The 21,901-nt window shown below is 42.7% G+C and carries 10 protein-coding genes; 3 read left to right on the forward strand and 7 right to left on the reverse strand.

Annotation, left to right across the window (positions count from 1 at the left end; genetic code table 11):
• The first annotated feature begins 7 nt into the window (after positions 1–7).
• On the forward strand, positions 8–1,945 hold the full coding sequence (locus tag A7981_RS00915; RefSeq protein WP_067266334.1) for a bifunctional diguanylate cyclase/phosphodiesterase: 1,938 nt from the start codon (positions 8–10) through the stop codon (positions 1,943–1,945).
• A 47-nt stretch (positions 1,946–1,992) separates the two neighbouring features.
• Here the strand turns inward: A7981_RS00915 and A7981_RS00920 are convergent, their stop codons facing one another.
• From A7981_RS00920 to A7981_RS00930, 3 genes are all read right to left on the reverse strand, one after another.
• Entirely contained in the window at positions 1,993–2,307 is a 315-nt protein-coding gene (locus tag A7981_RS00920; protein ID WP_067262719.1) for a thioredoxin family protein, read from the reverse strand.
• Positions 2,308–2,314: 7 nt separating this feature from the next.
• Entirely contained in the window at positions 2,315–3,016 is a 702-nt protein-coding gene (locus A7981_RS00925; protein ID WP_067262721.1) for a hypothetical protein, read from the reverse strand.
• An 84-nt stretch (positions 3,017–3,100) separates the two neighbouring features.
• Entirely contained in the window at positions 3,101–4,162 is a 1,062-nt protein-coding gene (locus A7981_RS00930) for an AI-2E family transporter (protein WP_067262724.1), read from the reverse strand.
• A 175-nt stretch (positions 4,163–4,337) separates the two neighbouring features.
• Between A7981_RS00930 and A7981_RS00935 the strand changes: the two genes are divergently transcribed.
• On the forward strand, positions 4,338–5,393 hold the full coding sequence (locus A7981_RS00935; RefSeq protein ID WP_254258463.1) for a YihY/virulence factor BrkB family protein: 1,056 nt from the start codon (positions 4,338–4,340) through the stop codon (positions 5,391–5,393).
• Positions 5,394–5,412: 19 nt separating this feature from the next.
• Here the strand turns inward: A7981_RS00935 and A7981_RS00940 are convergent, their stop codons facing one another.
• Positions 5,413–6,660: an NRAMP family divalent metal transporter gene (locus A7981_RS00940; RefSeq protein ID WP_067262728.1), complete on the reverse strand. Its 1,248-nt coding sequence runs from the start codon at positions 6,658–6,660 to the stop codon at positions 5,413–5,415.
• Positions 6,661–6,891: 231 nt separating this feature from the next.
• Entirely contained in the window at positions 6,892–9,078 is a 2,187-nt protein-coding gene (locus A7981_RS00945; protein WP_067262732.1) for a bifunctional diguanylate cyclase/phosphodiesterase, read from the reverse strand.
• Between the two features lie 453 nt (positions 9,079–9,531).
• On the opposite strand from A7981_RS00945, the gene A7981_RS00950 reads away from it, so the two are divergent.
• Complete coding sequence (locus A7981_RS00950) at positions 9,532–10,101, forward strand: hemerythrin domain-containing protein (RefSeq protein ID WP_067262734.1); 570 nt, start codon at positions 9,532–9,534, stop codon at positions 10,099–10,101.
• Between the two features lie 614 nt (positions 10,102–10,715).
• Here A7981_RS00950 and A7981_RS11980 read toward each other — a convergent pair.
• Together A7981_RS11980 and A7981_RS00965 are read right to left on the reverse strand one after the other, a co-directional pair.
• Positions 10,716–20,519 (reverse strand): hypothetical protein, encoded by a 9,804-nt coding sequence (locus tag A7981_RS11980; protein ID WP_067262742.1) that lies wholly within the window; start codon positions 20,517–20,519, stop codon positions 10,716–10,718.
• Between the two features lie 29 nt (positions 20,520–20,548).
• On the reverse strand, positions 20,549–21,799 hold the full coding sequence (locus A7981_RS00965) for a hypothetical protein (RefSeq protein ID WP_067262745.1): 1,251 nt from the start codon (positions 21,797–21,799) through the stop codon (positions 20,549–20,551).
• Positions 21,800–21,901 lie beyond the last annotated feature (102 nt).

Raw genomic sequence — 21,901 nt, forward strand, 5'->3', positions numbered from 1 at the left:
TGTATCAGTGACCGATATTTATACTAAACCTCTATCCCGCATCAGTTGGCCTGTTGTGAAAGTGATCTTGGTATATGTGATATTCGGTTTCTTATGGATTTTCTTTAGCGACTCTATTCTTGCCTCTATTGTTTCAAGCCCCGAAGAGTTCAAGCATTACAGTATTTATAAGGGATGGGCATACATACTGGCGACCTCTCTTCTGCTTTATTTCCTAGTTCAAAAAACCCTCAAACAACAGATCAAGATCAAGCAGGATTTAAAGCTTAGTGAGGCACGCTGGAATTTTTCACTTGATGGTGCGAGTGAAGCCGGATGGGACTGCAATTTAACTACGGGTGAATTTTTTCGTTCGGGGCAATGGCATGGTATTTATGGGTATGAAGAAAGTGATATCCCATTTACCACGCAAGCCGTTAAAAGCATTATTCATCCTGATGATTTACCCAGAGTCGTCGATGAGTTGCGCCGCTATCTGGCTAAAGAAGTTCCGGTATTTATCTCTGAATTCCGTATGCAGTGTAAGGATGGCACATGGAAATGGACATTGAGCCGTGGCATGGTAGTCAGTTCAGCGCCGGATGGTAAACCTTTGCGTATGATTGGTACGCATACCGATATCAGTGAGCGTAAATATTCAGAAGCGCAGATTTATCGTCTTGCACATTATGATTTTGTCACAGGGTTGCCCAACCGAACTTCTTTTTTAAACTCGATAGATGAAGAGATCAAGAAAGCCCGGCGTGCCGAGCAACCTATTACATTGATGTATCTTGATCTGGATAAATTCAAGGAGGTGAACGATACGCTTGGACATGATGTAGGCGATCTATTACTCAAAGAGGCTGCAACGCGGTTGTTAAGTTGCGTCAGGGAGACAGATACTGTCGCCCGGCTTGGCGGGGATGAATTCACGATCATTCTGAATAACCTGGAAGATTCAGGCAGAGCAGATGACGTGGCTAGCCACATCTTAAGTAAACTGGCAGAGCCATTCCATATTCACAACGAGCTGATCCATATCACCACGAGTATCGGTATTACGGTATATCCAAACGATGCGGAAGAGGTCGATGTTTTGCTCAAGAATGCAGACCAAGCCATGTATGCTGCAAAAACGGAAGGTCGTAACTGCTACCATTATTTTACGTTATCTATGCAGCAGGCTGCGATTGCCAGAATGCACATCGCGAATGATCTGCGTAGCGCAATCACAAATCGTGAATTCAGGGTTTATTACCAGCCAATCATTGAGCTCAAGAATGGCAATATCCATAAAGCTGAGGCACTGATTCGATGGCAGCACCCCACCAATGGATTGGTCAGTCCTGCTGAGTTTATTCCGATTGCTGAAGATACCGGCCTGATCGTTGAGATCGGCGATTATGTCTTTATGGAAGTAGCCGATCAATTGGCTAAATGGAAGAATATATACCCCGATTTCCAAGTGAGCGTTAACAAATCTCCCGTACAGTTTCGTAATAATAATCGCACACAAGCCGATTGGATGGGCTATCTTGCCTCGATTGGTATCTCTGGTGAACGTATGGTGATCGAGATCACCGAAGGCTTGCTGCTCGATGCGAAAGACCCGATTGTGAATCGTCTAAAAAGCTTTCGCCAAGGCGGTATTCAGATTGCCATTGACGATTTTGGCACAGGCTATTCGTCCCTTGCTTATTTAAAGAAGTTTGAGATCGACTACGTGAAGATTGATCAATCATTCGTCAAAAATATCAAAGCCGGTTCAGATGATATGGCATTATGCGAGGCGATCATTGTGATGGCCCATACGCTGGGATTCAAAGTCATCGCCGAAGGGGTTGAGACTATTGAGCAACGTGACTTGCTTACTGCTGTCGATTGCGATTATGCGCAGGGGTACTTATTCTCGCGACCTGTTCCCATTGAAGCGTTTGAACAATTATTAGCAAATCAACCATAATGGTTAGAAGGTTTGCCTTCTGGATTGCGCCTTGTATATAGATCGTCTTACGTTGCTGTATCCAATGCTTGAGTAATCGATGCAGTATCAATAGGTCTAATAATGCGTGCAAACTCGCTTCCATTATTCAGTAAAATTAACGTAGGCCAGAGTTTGACTGCATATGAACGTCCTAGGCGTTTTCCCTTACCATCTTCGATCCTGATATGTTGCACTTGCGGATAAAGGGCAAGTGCAGATTGAATAAAAGGTTGGGCTGCTTGGCAATGTGGGCACCAGCCCGTACCAAACTCTAATACTGCCAGCCCCGATAATCTATCGGTGGTTTCGCGCGTGAGCTCTTCTAAATCAGTCTCTGTCATTCGATCATTAGAAATACATGCCGATTGAAAGTCGGGTCATATATGATTGCGTGAAATTGACTTTAGGGTCGTACGCCGCACGGATGAAGTATTTTGGCCAGTCGTAAGTAAATGCCGCACCCGTAGCACTGATTGATTTTCCATCTATATCAGCTGTTCCACTTTTATTAAATAAATCGAATGTTGTTTTATTGCCTGTCTGGGTGACGTAATGCATGAGGATATGGTCGATCTGTTGACCTTTAATCTCACGGTTATCCCTTACTCGATAAGCGGCGATATCGTTATTTTTGGAGAACTCGATACCAGCGCCATAAGTCACTGAATCATTGGGGTCAAAGTTGATGTTATCAAAGGGTTTTAGGTTAGTGCGCGAGACGCCTAAAATCGCGTGTACAGAGCCACCGATCTCAGTAAGCAACGCTAAACCCAGAAAATCATGTGTTGCTGCCTGAACGGTTGTTGTGAGTTTAAGGAATTCATTTTCATCATATCGCTCGTAACCTACGCGAGTTTGCTCAAACCCTGAAGCATCATCGTGGTAATAACCAATCCACATTTCCTGATTCTTGATCGTGGTTCTTGCATTCAGATCCTGCGCACGCAAGTCTTTAGCAGCGTAATCAGATAAGGTGATTTTATAGGCAGATTTCTCTTCATCTTTATCCACATCTTCATCTGCATACGCAATGCCAGTATTGAGTGACAAAATAAAGCTGCAATTTAAGAGGGCGGCGCATAGTCCTCCCACGTTTTTTGAGGCTATTTGGTTTAAGTATCGAGGCCGCATGATTTAGGAGCGCTCTGGATTTTTAGCGCCAGTCGAGAAGATATCCCATACCGCAATAAACATGACGGCAATGAGGGGGCCGAGAATAAAACCACTCAAGCCAAAGGCGACAATGCCGCCAAGGGTCGCGATGAGTACGATGTAATCGGGCATTTGTGTATCTTTGCCCACTAGAATCGGGCGCAGGATATTATCAACGAGACCGATCACCAATACGCCAAACGCAATCAATGTAATACCATGCCAGATATCCCCCGTCATTAATAAATACAAGGCTACGGGCGCCCATACCAAGCCTGCGCCAACGGCGGGAATCAGCGAAAGAAAAGCCATCAACACCGCCCATAACAAGGCTGCCTGAATACCTAGAATCCAGAATATCAACCCACCTAGTGCGCCTTGCACTATGGCAACAATCAGGTTGCCTTTGACCGTCGCCCGAATCACTGTGATGAACTTACTAAACAGCTCCTGCTTTTTGCTGGGTTCTAATGGAATAGCCTTGATGATGGTATTGGATAAGGAATCGCTATCTCTAACAATAAAGAAAAGCAGGTAGAGCATGATGCCGAAATTGACGGCGAACTCAAATGTCATCTGGCCTATGTTCAATGCTTGTGTTGCCATGAATTTACTACCTGCCATCATGGCTTGAGATAGTTTTTCCTGCAGGTCACCCATCGTGCCTATGCCTATACGATCCAGAAGACTGGATATCCATGTCGGCAAAGCGCTAACTGCGCGTTCAAAATAGACATTGATATTCAGCTCACCGGATTGCAGTTTTTGATATACACCAGCACCCTCTTGAACAATAAAAGTAGTGACGAGCGATAAGGGCAATATCACCATGACCAATACGAGCAAGACAGTCAAGAACGCGACCAGATTCTCCCGATTAGGCAACTTTCTCATCAGATAACGCTTGATGGGAGCAAACATAATAGCCAGCACGATGGCGCAGAAAATAACACTTAGATATGGCCAGATGACCCACCCAAAGGCGAGTGATATCAATATAAGTAGCAGCAAAAATGATTTTGTTTGTAGTTCTTTTTGAGTCATTGCTTTATCCACGCCTTAGTTTTTTGAATGACAGACTATTTATGATTACCCATATTACTTATCTTGCGTATCTGTGTATGTAGGATAAATGCCGATGTTATCGGGCATCGGCTTTTGATAAGCTGCTTTTGCACATGTATTTTGAATATTCATATGCTTCTTATTGGGTAGATTGATGGGTAATTCATTTAAGGTCAATGATATTGAGATGACAATGAAAGAGACATGGGTATTAATCAAGAGTGCATTCACTTCATGGAGTAATGATTACGCCCAAAGTATGGGGGCTGCCTTGGCCTACTACACTGTATTTTCTATCGCACCCTTGCTGCTTATTGTTATATCCATCACCGGTATTATCTTTGGGCAGGATGCCGCACGGGGTGAGATCACCGGACAACTGCAAAATCTAATGGGCGAACAAGGCGCTTTGGCGGTGCAAACTTTGCTCGAGAGTGTCAATCAGCCTACAGAGGGTATTGCCGCCACTACGATTGGTGTCATCTTGCTTCTCATTGGCGCGACCTCAGTATTCGGTGAATTACAAGATTCATTAGACAGGATATGGCGTGCGCCTTTAAGGGTGCACAGTGGTGTATGGAATCTGATTCGTGCGCGGTTGTTATCCTTTGGGATGATTCTGGGCATTGGTTTTTTATTGATGGTCTCGCTCGTATTCAGTGCGGGCTTATCTGCGATTAGTAAATGGTGGGCGCCCGTCTTTAAGGATTGGAGCGTGATCGCAGGCGTATTCAATTTTGCGTTCAGTTTTTTGCTCACGACCGGCATGTTTGCCATGATTTACAAGATCATGCCGCGTGTGAATATTCGCTGGGATGAGGTTTGGATAGGCGCTGCGATTACGGCAGCATTCTTTACTATTGGCAAATTTCTGATCGGGCTTTATATCGGCAGAAGCGCCATTACCAGTGGTTATGGTCCTGCGGGGTCGCTGTTGGCGTTGCTTTTGTGGATTTATTATTCTGCGCAGATATTCCTCATGGGTGCTGAATTCACATGGGCTTATTCGCATATATTTGGATCACGTAAGGGGAAGGATACCCCTCAGGCATTGGCAAGTGCGCTTCAAGATAGCGGCGCTAAAACACTGGAAAGTACCAGTAAGATAGCCAAAAGTGCGCGGGCAAAGCAACCAATAAAGCCTGCCACTAGAAAGAGCTCAAGTGCGGCCTCCCCTCGAAAGCCAACAACCAAGATTACTAAAAGTTAATTATTGAAGTCTCTGAGCTTCATAAACAGAACATTAAGATGACCGCTAGCGCCATGGTGATGGTCGTCACCCATCCCATTATTTTAAGATAGGGCGGTAAAGTAAAACCTCCCATCACTTTTTTATTGGTGACGACAAACATCATCATCAGCATGATAGGCACAGAGATCACGCCATTGATAACGGCACTCCAGTAAAGTGCTTTCAGGGGATTAATATTCGAGAAACATAAGCCGATGCCGATCAAAATAGAAATGGCGATAATGCTGTAGAAACCCTGCGCCTTAACCAAGTTAAGATCCAATCCTCCTGGCCATTCAAAGGTATCTGCAATCGCATAAGCAGATGCCCCCGCAAGTACCGGGACTGCGAGTAAACCAGTACCGATGATGCCCATTGCAAACAGCCAGAACGCAAATTCACCTGCAATAGGTTTTAATGCGCTAGCCGCATCGGCTGAAGTTTCGATATTGGTAATGCCATGCTGATGCAATGCTATTGCGGTAGTCAGGATGATGAAAAACGCAATCAGGTTTGAGAACCCCATACCCACATAAGTATCGATATTGATGCGCTTAAAACTTGAGTCTGCATCACTCGCATCTTGCGTGAGAGGTTTGATTGCAGGGGATGTCTTCATTTCTTCAGTCTCTTGTGCCGATTGCCAGAAGAACATATAAGGGCTGATGGTCGTACCAAGTACGGCCACAATGGTCGTGATGTATTCGTTTGACCATGTGATATCAGGGATCAGCGTACTGTAGATAACCGTGCCCCATGGGATATTCAGGGTAAATACCGAAGCAACATAGGTGAGCAGTGCCAAGGTCAGCCATTTAAGGACAAGCACATATTTTTGGTAGGGAATAAACACTTGCAGAATCAGTGTGGTGATCCCAAATCCCATCGCATATAAATGTGCTTTTCCGCCAATCAGTAATTTTAGCGCATCGCCCATCGCCGCGATATCGGCGCCGATATTGATGGTGTTTGCGATAAGCAACAGGAGCACGAGGATTTTGATGAGCCAGCCCGGGTAAAGCTTTTTCATGCCGCAGGCAATGCCTTGCCCTGTCACTCTGCCAATACGCGCGCTGATGATTTGTATCGTAGCCATCAGCGGATAAGTAAACAGCATGAGCCATAACATGCTGAAGCCAAACTGCGCACCTGTTTGAGAGTAGGTCGCTATGCCACTTGGATCATCATCTGCTGCTCCGGTGATCAGGCCGGGCCCAAGTTTTTTGTCTGTCGATTTTTTTGGCATAGAGATAAGCTTTTAGTACCTGTATACCTAAGTATTTGTCTTCAGATAAGAGAAGTCGCGTAACACCATATAGTTAGCGACATACGGCATTGCTTGATTCAGTGTATCACTAACATTCTTTATTTTTTGGCTTACTAAGCCATTCGCTTAAACTAAGTAGAGGGGTGGGATCTGAGTCAAATCAATTCACGGTTCGAGTTTCAAGTGCTGGTTAAGCCTGGGTGAATCTGACTATCCAACCGCCCATAGGATTTCGTTAATACCTAGCAGGCTAGAGAACTGAGTTGCTGCCATGGGTTTGCCGAATAAATAGCCTTGACCCTCACTGCATTTCTTTTGCTGTAGATGAATACGTTGATTCTCTGTCTCAATACCTTCAGCAATCGCTTCCAGATTAAAACTGCGTGCCATGTCTAAAGTGGAGCGAATCACGGATGCGTCTTGCTCATGTTCAAGCATGCCATGTACAAATGATTGATCAATTTTGATGCGGGTTAATGGATAAGTCTTGAGCAAACTAAAAGAGGCATACCCAGTTCCAAAGTCGTCAAAGGCTATGCCAACACCATGATCGCGCAATCTACGTAATGTTTTCAGTACCCCGTCATCGTTATCCAAAGCGATATTCTCTGTGATTTCAAGTTCTAATGCCTCTGGAGGTAAACCATGTCTATCTAGTGTTTGCATCACCTCGGCAACCAGATCTCCTACACGGAACTGCGCGCCAAATAGATTAACACCAATGCGCAGGGAAGGTGCTCCGTTACGGCGCCAATAGGCCGCTTGGGCACAAGCTTCATCTAGAACCCAAGACCCTACAGTTGCAGCGAGCGTGCCGCGTTCCAACGCTGGCAAAAACGCGATCGGTGTTAGCAGCCCTCTTTCGGGGTGGTGCCAGCGAATGAGGGCTTCCGCACCTGTAATTTCACCAGTGGCTAAATTAACTTGTGGCTGGTAGAAAAGGATAAACTCGCCCTCATCGACTGCTCGATGTAGTTCCAGCGCGTAAAGTCGTCGCGCAACCGCTTCCATGCGAAGTGCCATCACAAAAAGAAAAACTCGCCCACGCCCCAGACTTTTTGCCTTGAATAAGGCAAGGTCTGCATTACTTACCAATTCCAGTGCTTCTTGAGCCTGAAGTGGCGCAAGGGCTACCCCACAACTGGCTGCAACACGAACTTCCTGACCATCAATCACGATAGGTTGAGCAATATTGTCGATCACTGCTTCTGCCATCTGCATCGCTAAGTCTGTATCAGCCATGGAGGGCAGCAAGATGGCGAACTCATCCCCTCCAATGCGGGCAACGACCCCAATAGCATCTACTAATTTTGCCAGTCGGATAGAGACTTCTTTGAGAATACCGTCTCCTACGATATGGCCTAGGGTGTCGTTCACATCCTTAAAGCCATCCAGATCGATCATCAATACAGCGGCTGGCTCTGGTGCAGTAAGGGTATCTTCGACATTACGATAAAAGCTTGCTCGGTTCGCAAGACCTGTCAGCGGATCAATGTTGGCTTGATAGCGCAATTCAACTTCTTCAAGACGTTGTGCGGTGATGTCTTTAAGTACCGCCTCGAATCTCATATGGCCTGCATCTTTCCAACCAAACAGAGAAAATCCCAATAGAAATTCTGTTCCGTCCTTACGTAGACCGCACACCTCGGAAGGGATGGCCAGCCGATCTAAAGAACCGGAGGCGATAGCACGCGCGATGGTTTCTCGGAAGATTGGATGATCCCGCTCCGGGATTAATATCTCAACAGATTTGCCGATGCCTTCTTCTAGTGTATATCCATGGGATTGTGCTGCGGCCCTATTCCAAGATGTGATCCGGCGATTCTCGTCAAACCAGACAACAGGTGTAGTGGAGTGGCCTGCATATTCTTCAAAATCAGGTCTGGTTCGATTGCTGACTACTTCGATGCGCCTTAATTCCAGACGGTCTGACACTATTTTGGCAAGTTCGCGTAATCGTAGCTGATCTTCTTCTGAGAAATCCAGATGGGGTTTATTGTCGATGACGCATAATGCGCCCAATGCCAATCCATCCGGAGAAAGCAGCGGAACGCCAGCATAAAAACGAAGATTCGCACTACCGGTGACTAATGGATTGTCGTGAAATCGCTCATCGAGTGTTGCATCTGGAACGACCATTACATCGGATTGGTTGATGGCATGCGCACAAAAGGAGACGTCCCGGCGCATATCAACTTCGCCTACCCCGACACTCGCTGCGAAGAACACATGATCACTGCCAATCATGTTCACTGCCGCGACCGGCATGTTAAACATACGTGCAGCAATATGCACCACAGGATCCAAACTGGGCACTAGACTTTCGTCATCCAGCCCATGGTTCGATAAGGCAAGCAGTCTTTCTGACTCCGTTGAAAATATCGCGGGGCATTTCATCAAAGTCTCCTTATTTGATCGTTCAGGATTAACCTTTATGCATCGCTTTATCTTAATGTGGAGCAAAGCATAATTTATTCTATAAATAAATTGTGGAAGTTGCAAACTAAGGTAACTGGGTTGCCGCTTTTAGTCTGAAATATTGTAGGGTTTCATTTTATGTTCGACCGATATTTTGAGCTCGATGATTTATACATATCTAAGGTTTCAAACCCATCGCTTCTTCGATATCGAGGGTAGTCGATTAGAAATTCACCATCCTCGGTTCCAACGCATTTCATAGGAATGAATGGTTTAAATTTATCGCTGAATATGTAACAGCATTAGTGATAAATCTTTGAAGTATCAAATCAATTTTGTCCGTGGCCTCCTACTCATATTTCATCCTTTTATCCCTATGCAGGCAAGCGCCCTCGAGCCAAACTGGATTCTCATTCACGGAGGATCACTAAAATGGCTACTGTAAATAAGGCACCAACTAAACCCAATAAGATTACCGCCAAGAAAGGCGATGTGATCTTGCAACTAATCGCCGACCACGAAAAAGTTAAGAAACTCTTTAAGCAATACGAGAAACTCGCTAAAAAAGGAAATATTGCAGGTAAAGCGCTCATTGCTAATCAGATCTGCGCTGAGTTAACGGTACACGCAACGGCAGAAGAGGAAATCTTCTATACGAAGGCTCTGAGTGCTACTCATGATGATGATCTGATTAACGAAGCCAATGTCGAACATGACAGCGCTAAAAGCTTGATTGCGCAGATTCAAGCTCTTGACCCCTCTGACCCTATGTATGATGCAAAAGTAACCGTTCTTGGTGAATACATCGACCACCACGTTGAAGAAGAGGAAACAGAGATGTTTCCTGAGGTGCGAAAAGCTAAGGTTGATCTTGCTGCATTAGACGAAAAGCTCACCGCCCGAAAAAAGGTACTTTTTGCACAATTAACAGACAAAAACGGGGTAATCGATCAAGCCGCCTTGAAGGCTATGGCAAATAAAGTAGCTGCTCATTCACATTGAGCTCGGGAAGCTTAAAGGAGTAATTCGTTTGACTTATCTAGATGATGGATTAAATAACTTTAAGCTTCCAAAACTATTTTCTTTAGACCTTAGGTAAGGATTGGCAATTTTTAGGAAATAATTCATGCATACATTATCTTTCGAGATTAACAATATGTAGGCCGTAGCATATGCTGAAACCATTAAGAATATAAATTCAATAACTTAATAAATAAAATATAAGCAAAACTTGAAACGGATATTAACTATAAAGTGAAACTATCCTATTTTGTATAGGCATAAGATGAAACTTTCCTAATCTGCGGGATTTTAATAAATCATTACTGGATGAGAGCGCCCGTTACACATGCTCACCATTGACCATTTTTTTGCACATTTTTGATTTCAAACTTTTCCTTAATGGCTTTCATTTCTTCACTAGCTTCAAATTTCTTACAGATATCACAAGCTTCACCTTTCGATAATCGAAAGATAGATACTTCAACATGGAACTTATTTATAGATATGTAGATAGTGATTATCAATCCGTCCATCTCGCTCCAGGAGATACCATTGAGGCAGATATTTAAATAAAAACGACAACCCTAGGGTTGCCGTTTTTCTTACTTTACAAGCTATATGACTAGGAAGTCACTACTTGTTAATGCCAAACCAGCTGAGAGCTGCGCAATCTGAATAGCGGCTGCGCTACCAGCCGTATTTCCTAAAGCATCGTAGTATAAATTACCTGTTGTACTGTCATAGATTAGATAGTCATCTGCATCCTGGCCTGATGTTAGGCCCAATCCTGACTTAAATGACGACAATTGCAAATTACCTGATGATAGAAATGATGTGAAAATCTCATTTTCTAACCAGATATGGTCATCTCCGATAGTAAAATCCGTAATCGTATCTACGCTTCCCGAGGTTGAAAGAATAAATACATCATCATCTAGGCCACCAGTCAAAGTATTGTTACCGCCTAATCCGTTAAGAAGGTTGGCTGCATCATTCCCAATCAATGTGTTATTTAAGGCATTACCAGTACCGTCAATTACATTGAGATTGTTGTTGAGACCTAAACTCAGATTCTCAAGATTGATACCAAGTGTGTATGTTTGAGAAGTAATGACGGCATCATTACCTTCACCAGAATTTTCTGTAATCGTGGTCGTATTGTTGGATACTAAATACGTGTCATCTCCAACACCACCAATGAGCATGTCAGTTCCATTTATGCCATCTAATGTGTCATTGCCGTCTAGCCCCGTGAGAGTGTTATTCCCATTATTGCCAAGAATAAAATTATCCATCTCATTGCCAATACCATTCAAATTCTCGATCCCCAGATCACCTAATAAAGTCAGGTTCTCGACATTTGAAGACAATGTATAATTTGACATTGATAGAGCGGTGTCAGTGCCTTCGCCTGTATTTTCCATAATGACATCATTATCAACGTCAATAATATAGGTGTCGTTGCCTTGACCGCCTGCCAACGTGTCTCTTCCTAACCCCCCATCCAACTGATTTGCTGCTGAATTTCCTGTAAGAATATTATTCAGCTCATTTCCTTCACCATCAATCTCTGTATCTCCAAGCAAAGTCAGATTTTCAATATTGGCTGTGAGGATAAGTGATGTATAGGTTTGGATAGTATCGGTACCTTCTCCTACTAACTCCTGCACGACATCGTTCTGAGAATCAACAATATAGGTATCATCGCCCGCACCACCATAAAGTGTGTCGTTACCAACGCCACCATCTAATGTGTCATTGCCAACTAATCCGTATAAAGTATTGTTGGCATCATTACCATTAACTAAGTTATTGAGTGTATTGCCAGTTCCGCTAATAAGAGAGTTGCCGCTTAGTGTAAGGTTTTCCAAGTAGAGCCCTAATGTATAGCTAATATTGGTAACTACTGTGTCCGAACCACCAGTGGAAGTTTCGCTGATCACATCGGCAATATTATCAATGATATAAGTGTCATCACCGTTACCGCCTGTTAATGAGTCTGCACCTGCGCCACCATCCAAAGTATCGTTACCATCATTGCCATAGAGTTTGTTTATCTGGCTATTACCCGTAATGTAATTATTTAAAGCATTACCACTGCCATTGATAGCTCCAGTTTCTAGAAGGTTGAGGTTCTCTACATTTGCCGCAAGCGTGAGCGTCACTGTACTGTAAATAGTATCAATGCCTTCTTCGAGACTCTCTTGTATAGAGTCTGTCGTACTATCGACATAGTAGATATCGTCGCCAGCACCTCCTGCCATTGTATCTACACCGCCGCCGCCATCGAAGATGTTATCTGCTGCATTGCCAGTGAGTTTATTATTAGATGTGTTGCCAGTGGCATATATGGCTGCCTCTCCAAGCAAAGTGAGATACTCAAGGTTGGTACCGCTGAGCGTATAGCTGATCGTACTCTGAACGGTATCTGTACCTTCACCAACATTTTCAACAATAACATCAGTATCGCTGTCTATGATATATGTATCGTTGTGGATCCCGCCTATAAGTGTATCGTCACCACCGCCACCATCCAGTGTGTCGTGACCGTTACCACCAGTCAGGAGGTTGTTTGCGATATTGCCAATGATAATATTGGATAAAGTATTTCCTGTACCGTTGATTTCATCCTCACCAATCAAGGTTAAGTTCTCAATATTAGCAAACAAAGTTAAAGATATCGTGCTTTGAACGGTGTCATTACCATAACTTACACCTTCATTAGTTTGTAAGTTCTCAGTTACAAGATCATTTGCATGATCCACGATGTAAACATCGTTGCCGAAACCACCTTGCATCGTGTCTGCACCTTCACTACCATCAAGGGTGTCATTACCATTGTTGCCTGTTAAAAAATTATTTAGTTCATTACCTATAATAAGGTTTGCTAGACTATTACCGGTACCATTTATCGCGGTTCCTATGAGCGTGAGATTTTCGATATCGTCGCTAGCCACCGTGAAATTAACACTAGCAATTACTGTATCAATACCTTGATTAGCCGTTTCCCTAATATCATCAAGACTATTGTCTACAATATAAACATCATCTCCTAAACCCCCAATCATCGTGTCCTTACCAATACCGCCATCCAATCTATTGGAGCCCACATTTCCTGTAATAATGTTATTGAGATCGTTGCCAATTCCTTCAGAATCTCCCGTTTCAATCAACGTAAGATTTTCCACATTGGTAGATAAAGTATAAGTTTCAGCCTTGCTTTGAATTGTATCAATGCCTTCATTAAATGCTTCAATGACGACATCTAATTCGTTATCCACTACATAGACATCGTTACCAGCCCCACCTTCTAAGGTATCAATACCAACACCACCATCTAAAGTGTCGTTACCAATCAGGCCTTTTAAATTATTGCCAGCGTCATTGCCAGTGATAGCGTTATTACTGCTATTACCGGTGCCATTAAGATTTAGATTGGAAGACAACACCAGATTTTCAACATTCTCTCCTAGTGTATAAGTGATCGTGCTAATGACAGTATCTGTGCCTGCTGAGGCATTCTCTAAGACTACATCTTCTTCATTATCTACGCCGTAAGTATCGTCGCCAGCTAAACCTGCCATTGTATTGATACCGGAATTACCAAGAATCCGATTATCAGAAGAATTACCCGTACCATCAATATCATCTGTACCAGATAAAATGAGATCCTCGAAATAAGCTTGCAGAGTATATGTGACGCTACTTTCAACAGTATCTAAGCCGCCTGCGTTCGTACCATCTCCATTTTTCTCAGTGAGGATATCGGGTGCTTCATTGATAATGTAGTAATCATTACCACTTCCTCCCCTTAATGTATCAATGCCATCCCCTGCCTCTCCACCATCAAGATAATCATCACCAGAGCTACCGTATAATGAATCTGCACCTCCTTCTCCATAAAGTGTGTCGTTGCCGCTGGATCCATTTAAATAGTTTTTATAATTGTTTCCGGTGATCTCGTTATCAGAAGTGTTGCCTGTTCCATCCATGTCGCCAATACCTGAAGCGAGGGACAGGTTTTCAATATTGGCTAACAATGTATATTCGACAGAGCTGAATACGATATCGAACCCTTCATCTAGGTACTCTGTAATAACATCTGTTGAGTCAACGATATATATGTCGTCGCCCAGCCCACCAATCATCGTATCTTTTCCAGCACCTCCACTGAGCATATTGTCAGCGATATTTCCAGTGATTTGATTGGCTAGCGCGTTACCAGTACCATCTATCTCATCTTCTCCCAAAAGGATCAGATTCTCAACATTGTCTGTCAATGTATAGGTAACAGAACTCTCAACAGTATCAACTCCGCCAGTACTTACAGTTGCAATTGTTTCAATAATGACGTCATCTGTACTGTCAATCGAGTAAAAGTCGTTACCCAAACCTCCAGAAAGAGTGTCCTTCCCACCACCTCCAATTAAAGTGTCGTTGCCGTCATTTCCTAAGAGATAATTTGCCTGCAGATTGCCTTGAATGATATTGGCAGATGCATTGCCTGTACCATTGATTGCAGCATTACCCACCAGAATTAGGCTCTCAATCGCATCGCTTAGGGTATATGTAACGCTACTTTCTACAGTATCCGTTCCACCATTAGCTGCTTCAACTATCACGTCTTGACTACTATCGACTGTGTAATAATCGTCACCAGTACCTCCAGTCATAGAATCTATACCTGTACCACCATCAATAAAGTCATTGCCAGCGCCACCTAACAAGGTGTCATTCCCGGCATCGCCTAACAAGGTGTCATTGCCACTACTGCCATCTAGATTATTTGACTGGATATTACCTTGAATCAGATTATTTAATGTATTGCCTTTACCGATGACCGCACTGCCCAAAAGTGTGAGGTTTTCTACATTAGAGGCTATAACATAATTATTGATACCGGTAATAATAGTATCAATACCTTGACTGGCAGCCTCTGTGACCGTATCACTTAAACTATCAACGTAATATGTATCGTCACCACGACCACCGATCAAGGTGTCGTTTCCTGCTCCCCCATCCAGCTTATTGGCTGCAGCATTACCTGTGATCTTATTATTCAAGGCATTGCCGGTACCATCAATTGCGGCAGTACCTAAGAGGGTAAGGTTTTCTATATGTTCTGAAAGGATGTAAGTTGCTGCAGTACTTTGTACTAGGTCTACACCACCTGCATCGTTGCCGGCCGTGTTGGTTTCAAGGACAACATCACTCACACTATCTACAATATAAGTATCATTACCTGCACCCCCTGAAAGAGTATCTATACCAATACCTCCATCAAGAGTATCGTTGCCTATATCACCCTTAAGCTGGTTACGTGACATATTACCGATAAGATTATTATTTAGCGCATTGCCCATGCCGTTGATGGTAGCAATGCCTGTAAGTGTTAGGTTCTCAAGGTTAGACCCAAGCGAGTGATCAATGCTACTAAGTACCGTATCAATCTCGGTAGTCTTAGTGCTGACCTCAATAATCGTGTCACTGATGTTATCAATGACATACGTATCATTGCCATTACCACCAATCATCTGATCTGCACCTGCTCTGCCGTCAAGGGTATCGTTACCATCTAAACCGGTGAGAGTGTTATTTGCTGAATTTCCAATAATAGTATTATGCAAAGTATTACCTGTGCCAGTTAAGGCACGTTGGCCATTGCTGCCAATTTCCTCATTTAGAATGAGATTCTCTAGATAACTGCCAAGTGTATAACTAAAATTGGCATCAACCGTATCGTTCCCGCCGCTTACTGAACTATCCCCAACAAGGTCACTTGAACTGTTTACTAGGTAATAATCATTTCCGGTACCCCCATAGAGGCTGTCATTACCTAGCCCACCAATCAGTGTGTCATTGCCTGAACTGCCACTTAGCTTATTCGATAATTCATTACCGAGGAGGAGATTGTTTAGTGAGTTACCGACAGCTGTTGTAGCTACACCAAGTAATGTTAGATTTTCAACATTACTTGCAAGTGCAGATAAACTTACTGTTGTGATGACCGTGTCTATACCTTGATTGGCACTTTCGTAAATTTTATCATTGGCATTATCAAGTAAGTAAATGTCGTCGCCATAACCGCCGTACATTGAATCATTGCCGCCCATGCCGTCAATAAGATTGTCGGCGTTGTTACCATAGATCATATTAATTAAAGAATTGCCGGTAGCGTCAGTAGCCAGCAATCCACTGATATTCACTGTGTTGGTAAGAACAAGATTCTCCACATTGTCGCCAAGTGAGTAATTGATATCGCTATAGACGATATCTGCCCCGCCCGTCTTTAGAACAGCATCAGTTTCAGTGACTACATCACCTAAACTGCCAACGAGATAAGTGTCATTTCCGGCGCCACCGATCATGGTGTCTCGTCCAGTTTTGCCGCTCAGGATATCGTTGCCAGCACCGCCATCAAGTACATTGTCTGCACTGTTGCCAACGATTGTATTGTTTAAGCTATTTCCCGTGCCATTTGATGTATTGGTTCCACCTAAAGTTAGGTTCTCAACAAAGTTGCCTAATGTATAGAAAGTAAGGTTGCTTATAACTGAATCGGTTCCTTGGCCAGATACCTCTGTTACTACGTCATTTATGTTATCTACTACGTAGATATCATCACCGGCCCCACCAGCCATAGTATCTTTACCAATGCCACCATTCAGTGTGTCATTTCCCGCCAGACCGTTGAGCTTATTATCTAAAGAGTTTCCGCTAATAACATTATTAAGCTCATTTCCTGATGCGATTGTTGCAACCAGTGTGTTTGCACCTGCAACTTCGCTAAGTGTTAAGTTCTCTAATTCTTTCCCGAGTGTGTAATTAAGACTGCTAATGACGGTATCAGTACCTTCGGCTTTTTTCTCTGTGATTTTGTCAGTTAAGCTATCAATATAATAGGTATCGTTACCTAAACCTCCGATTAACGTGTCATGGCCTGCCCCGCCATCAAGAATGTTGTTATAGTTATTCCCAGTAATAACATTGTTTGAGGCATTTCCGTTCCCAACCAGAGCTTCAGCTATTAATGTGAGATTTTCAATCTCAGCGGATAGAGTATAGGTGGTTATAGAGCTTAATACTGTGTCTTTACCTTGATTTGATAATTCACTAATAACATCATTAACATGATCTACTTTAAATGTGTCATCACCTTGCCCACCTATAAGCGTATCGACACCGATGCCACCATCTAGGGTATCGTTACCCTCACCTCCCGATAATTTGTTGTTTGCAGAATTGCCAGTTAGTTTATTATCAAGAGAGTTACCTGTAGCATCTATTGTATTAGTTCCTACTAATTGCATGTTCTCTACAAAGTTTGATAATGAGTAGGTAATCGTACTGAAAACTGTGTCCGTACCTTGATTGTTAAGCTCAATAACCACATCATCTTGGTCATCAACTACATATGCATCATTGCCTTTCCCCCCTCGCATAGCGTCACCTTCAGGACCTCCAGAAAGTACATCTGCTTTACTTGTTCCGACGAGCGTATTCGCTCCTGAATCTATACCAGTTGTCCCAGTGATCCAATAATCAAGACCATATACACCACCATCAGCGAAGCCAATATATTCAACCTTGAATTTAGTTTGTTCCCAGTTTTGGATAATGATGTGATCGTCTAAACTTAATATGTAATCAATCATTTGTTGGTCGGTATTAACCGAGGCGGGGATGTCCGTATCAACAGGTTTGATACCTACAAGCAGATCATTACCAGAATGAGCTATTACTACATCAGCAAGGGATATGTTGTCGCCTAGTATTAAGGTATCTTTGTCGGCTTTAGCCGTTGCAGAGGCAACTCGTTCAATGATGGTATCTACGCTATCTCCACGTGAAAATATATAAGCATCATTTCCATAGTTCCCTGTAAGAGTATCGTTCCCTTTACCCCCTTCAAGAATGTCGCGAAGCCATCCTCCATTTAGGCTATCATTACCATCTTGTCCGAAAAGTGCTACCGTTTGTTTCGTTTCGGAACTGGTTGCACTGAAAATGTCGTTGCCCTCACTGCCTATCGCCACTTCAATATGTGCTTTAGTAAGATTCAAAGTAACGCCAGTTGTACCTGTAACTAGTACAGTATCAAAACCTTTACCTCCATCTAGCTTAAGGAGATTGTCGGAGGCATCTATGATTAAGGTATCGTCGCCACTGCCGCCGGATAGTTCATCAATACCATTTCCACCATTAAGCCAGTCATCACCACTACCACCTTTTAAAGTGTCGTTTCCATTACCGCCTTCTAAGACTACGACATCACTCCCACTTGAAGTTAGACTATCATTGCCACTCGTTCCAACGGCACCATCAAAACTTCCATTAGATATATTTAATTTAAGTTGCGCCGTCGTAGTCGATGCTAAAGTTAGCCCGCCAGATTCTGTTGTAGTAATCAAGCCATTGGTTACGCTAGTTTTCCAGCTATTTTCCTCGTAGCCAAATCCTACGTCCGCTGCAAAACCTTGTGTAATTACGGGATTGCCATTGGTATCCAGAATAACTTTATCGTAGGTTGTAAATCCACCAACTTGGTTACCACCACTACTCCAATTAGTGGAAACACTATTTAAGCTAATCGAAGTGATTCCCCATTCGTTTAAACTTTTTAATTCTCCCGCCTCGCTAACTCCATTACCATTAATGTCTTGCCATATACGTAGCCCTACAAAGCTATCATCATCAACATCAATCACGCCATCATGATTGTTATCAAACGTAGCCTTAAGTCCATCTAAATCAGAATCATCAGGATTATCTGTCCATAAAGCAAAAGACACTTCTTTTGCTTGATCAATCACGCCATCATGATCAATGTCCAATACTAATAGACCATCATCTGCACCAACCCATCCAGTATGGTTTCTATAGCCACTACCAGTCATATCAAAATAAGCCGAAGAAGTATCTCGACTGATAAGTTCAACACCATCTCCATCTAAGTCGAGGACGATAGGAAATAAAAACCCGAAAGAGAGGGAGAAGCCATCGTTATCTGCACTGAAGCCGAAAGCTAGATTATTTGGGGCTATATAAGTTGCGCTTATACTTGAGGTGCCATGGTTATTATCACCAATAACAAAAAATTGTCCTGCTGAAGATTTGTCTGCAAAGACTTTAGACAGGTCAATGCCTGAATATGAATAACTACTATATGCTTCATTACTGCCAGAGTAGGTTGATGAGGTTGGGTCAACAGGTTTATAACCGAATTTATTTAATAGCTGGTTACCAGCCCATGCCTCGTTTGTATTTTGGGTACCAGAAAAATCTCTTAATTTCCCAAGTTCTAATGCAAATACAATATCTGGCTGAAGTAGCAAATCCATATGATGAGAGATTGACGCAATATCCGAGTCAATGACTTCGGTGTTTGATGGAGACTGCTCATCAGTTACTGTAGCTTGACCTAACAAACGACCAGTTGTCAGATCAAAAGTACTCATCATGCCTATTTTGCCATTATCGTTGTAACCCGAAATGCTGATTTCGGCCTTTCCATTAGCATTTAAAGATTGATTGATTTGGAGTTCTTTGCCATCAGTTGTTTTAACTGTGAAAGAGTTACCATGATCATTTGAGTTAATCTCTGAAATATTATTGAGAACATTTGCTGCTGAACCAGCAGGAGCCTCAGCGACGCCAGGGCCAATCTGATTCATAGCTAAAGGATTCAGTGTCGAAAGTAAATGGGCTTTGCCGCCTGCATAAGCGAATAATCCCAATCCATAACCGCCAGAGACAGTTGCTGTCGCAGCACCAATTACTTCCATCGCTACATAAGGGCTGGCAAGGGTAATAGTTTGAGTTGCGATATAAAGTTGATGTTCAATCGTCGAATATTTTAGGGTAGCTATATCTCCAGAGACATTAACCTCTGTAAAAGAGTGGTCTGATTTATAAATGGAAACTACATCAGCAATGTTTTGACCCGCGAAATATTTACCTATTGTCTGAGTGGAAACTGGCAATGCATTTTGCCCATAGCCATCTAGATTGAATTCAAGCGCAAAGCTTTGAGCCATGCCTCCACCAAGGCTATGTCCATCAGCAATTATTGAGTATCCAGAATAGTTACTCTTTAATTCAGTTAGGGCATCAGCTGCCTTGTCATGTAAAGCATCATATTGCGCGAAGCCAGAATCAAGAATATCTGATTGGAAATCAGGCACGGAGTTTGAGCCTTTGAAGGCCATCACAATTTGCTGTGTGTCAGGATTAACGAAAATACGGAATTGTGTTGATCCGTTATTTGCTGTTTGTGAATTCTCCTCATTATTTATGACTATTTCATGCCAACCAAGCGCAATTACTTTTGAGGTATCTGGGTCAGATGTAGAGTTTATGGGAGCATAAGCTGCAGCAGAGAAAAGGCCAGCATTTTGCGAATTGATTGAATTCGTCATCTAAATAATCCCCTTGAAATATTTAATAATTATTTTTTTATTTTTATGATTGAGAAAATATTTTTAGTATCTTTTCCGATATCAACACTTCTGATGGTTGCTATTTCATTGACAATTTTTGAAGGTAACGCATCATCTATTTTGAAGCTTGATCTTTTGGGTTTGAATACGAAATCATTTCGCTTATTAAGGTCTGACGTATATTGCAAAATAGTTGCATATGGGTTTCTAAAATCCCGATATCCCGTCAGGAAAAACGAATGATCCTGCATTTCGATTGCTCTGGTTATCGCAAATTCATCTTGGATATCATTCGCTATATATGAATTATCACTTAAATCATCATTTAATGTTTTAATAAACATACCATCTTTGAGTACGAATGGGACTAAACGTATCGAATCCGTTGGTAAGGATTGATGGACTAACTGCATCCTTCCAATGATGCTTCTTTGTGCTATCACTTCACCATTCTGATCCACTCTTAAGACGCTAGTCATAGAAACCATACCGGAATCGTTGGGGATTCCAGGGGCAGAACCTGAGAAAACTAAATCACCATTTGACATTTGAAGCCATGTGGACTGTTCGATTGTAGGCAAGAAATCTCTAGAAATAAGTTTTCCCCATTTAATGTCACCATCATTATTCAATGCTATAAGCCAAAAGAAAGACTCCGAAAAAACTGGAGGAAACTTCCCGGGCGAGTTTGTAATAGATTTTTTTGCAGATCCTGCAAGAAAGTATCCATCTCCCCAAGAGCCACATTGACGAATGTAATTGAGCTTAAATTTCTCATCACCTTCTGGAGTCAATAACCTTTGATCGATTAGATTCCCTTTTTCATCTAACTTTGTTAAAAGGCCTTTAACCAAAGGTTTTGTTTCTTCTCCGACATTTTTGTGACCACAAAGGATTGACTGACCATTGCTTAATGAAATCGCGCCGTGGTATTGAGATGCTCGCCACGCATGAGAGTAATGGGTGTTTTCTGGAGGGATATCCGTTGGGACCGTGTATGACCATTTTTCCTCCCCTTCATCATTGAGATACGCTCCCCAAGCTTGCCGACCACCAATATATCCAGTGATGAAGTATCCGTTTCCTTTGGCAGGAGACATCGAAAAGTGAAAGGGTTGGCTGTCAGAAAGCACAATTTCTTTTTTGATCTCGAACTTTTCCGCAGCATTAACAGGTGTAGCAGAATTCATTACAACTTCTCCGATAAAAAAAACTAACATCGGAATGGATGTGAGTGATTGTTGAAACTTCTTATTCATATCATTAAGCCTCTTGATTGGAGAAAATTATTTTTCTCCATGAGTATTGTTTCTTGGTAATCAAATTCTGACAGAGTTATAAATATTGTTATTTTTCGACGT

The sequence above is a fragment of the Methylovorus sp. MM2 genome (genome assembly GCF_001648895.1).
Taxonomy (GTDB): domain Bacteria; phylum Pseudomonadota; class Gammaproteobacteria; order Burkholderiales; family Methylophilaceae; genus MM1.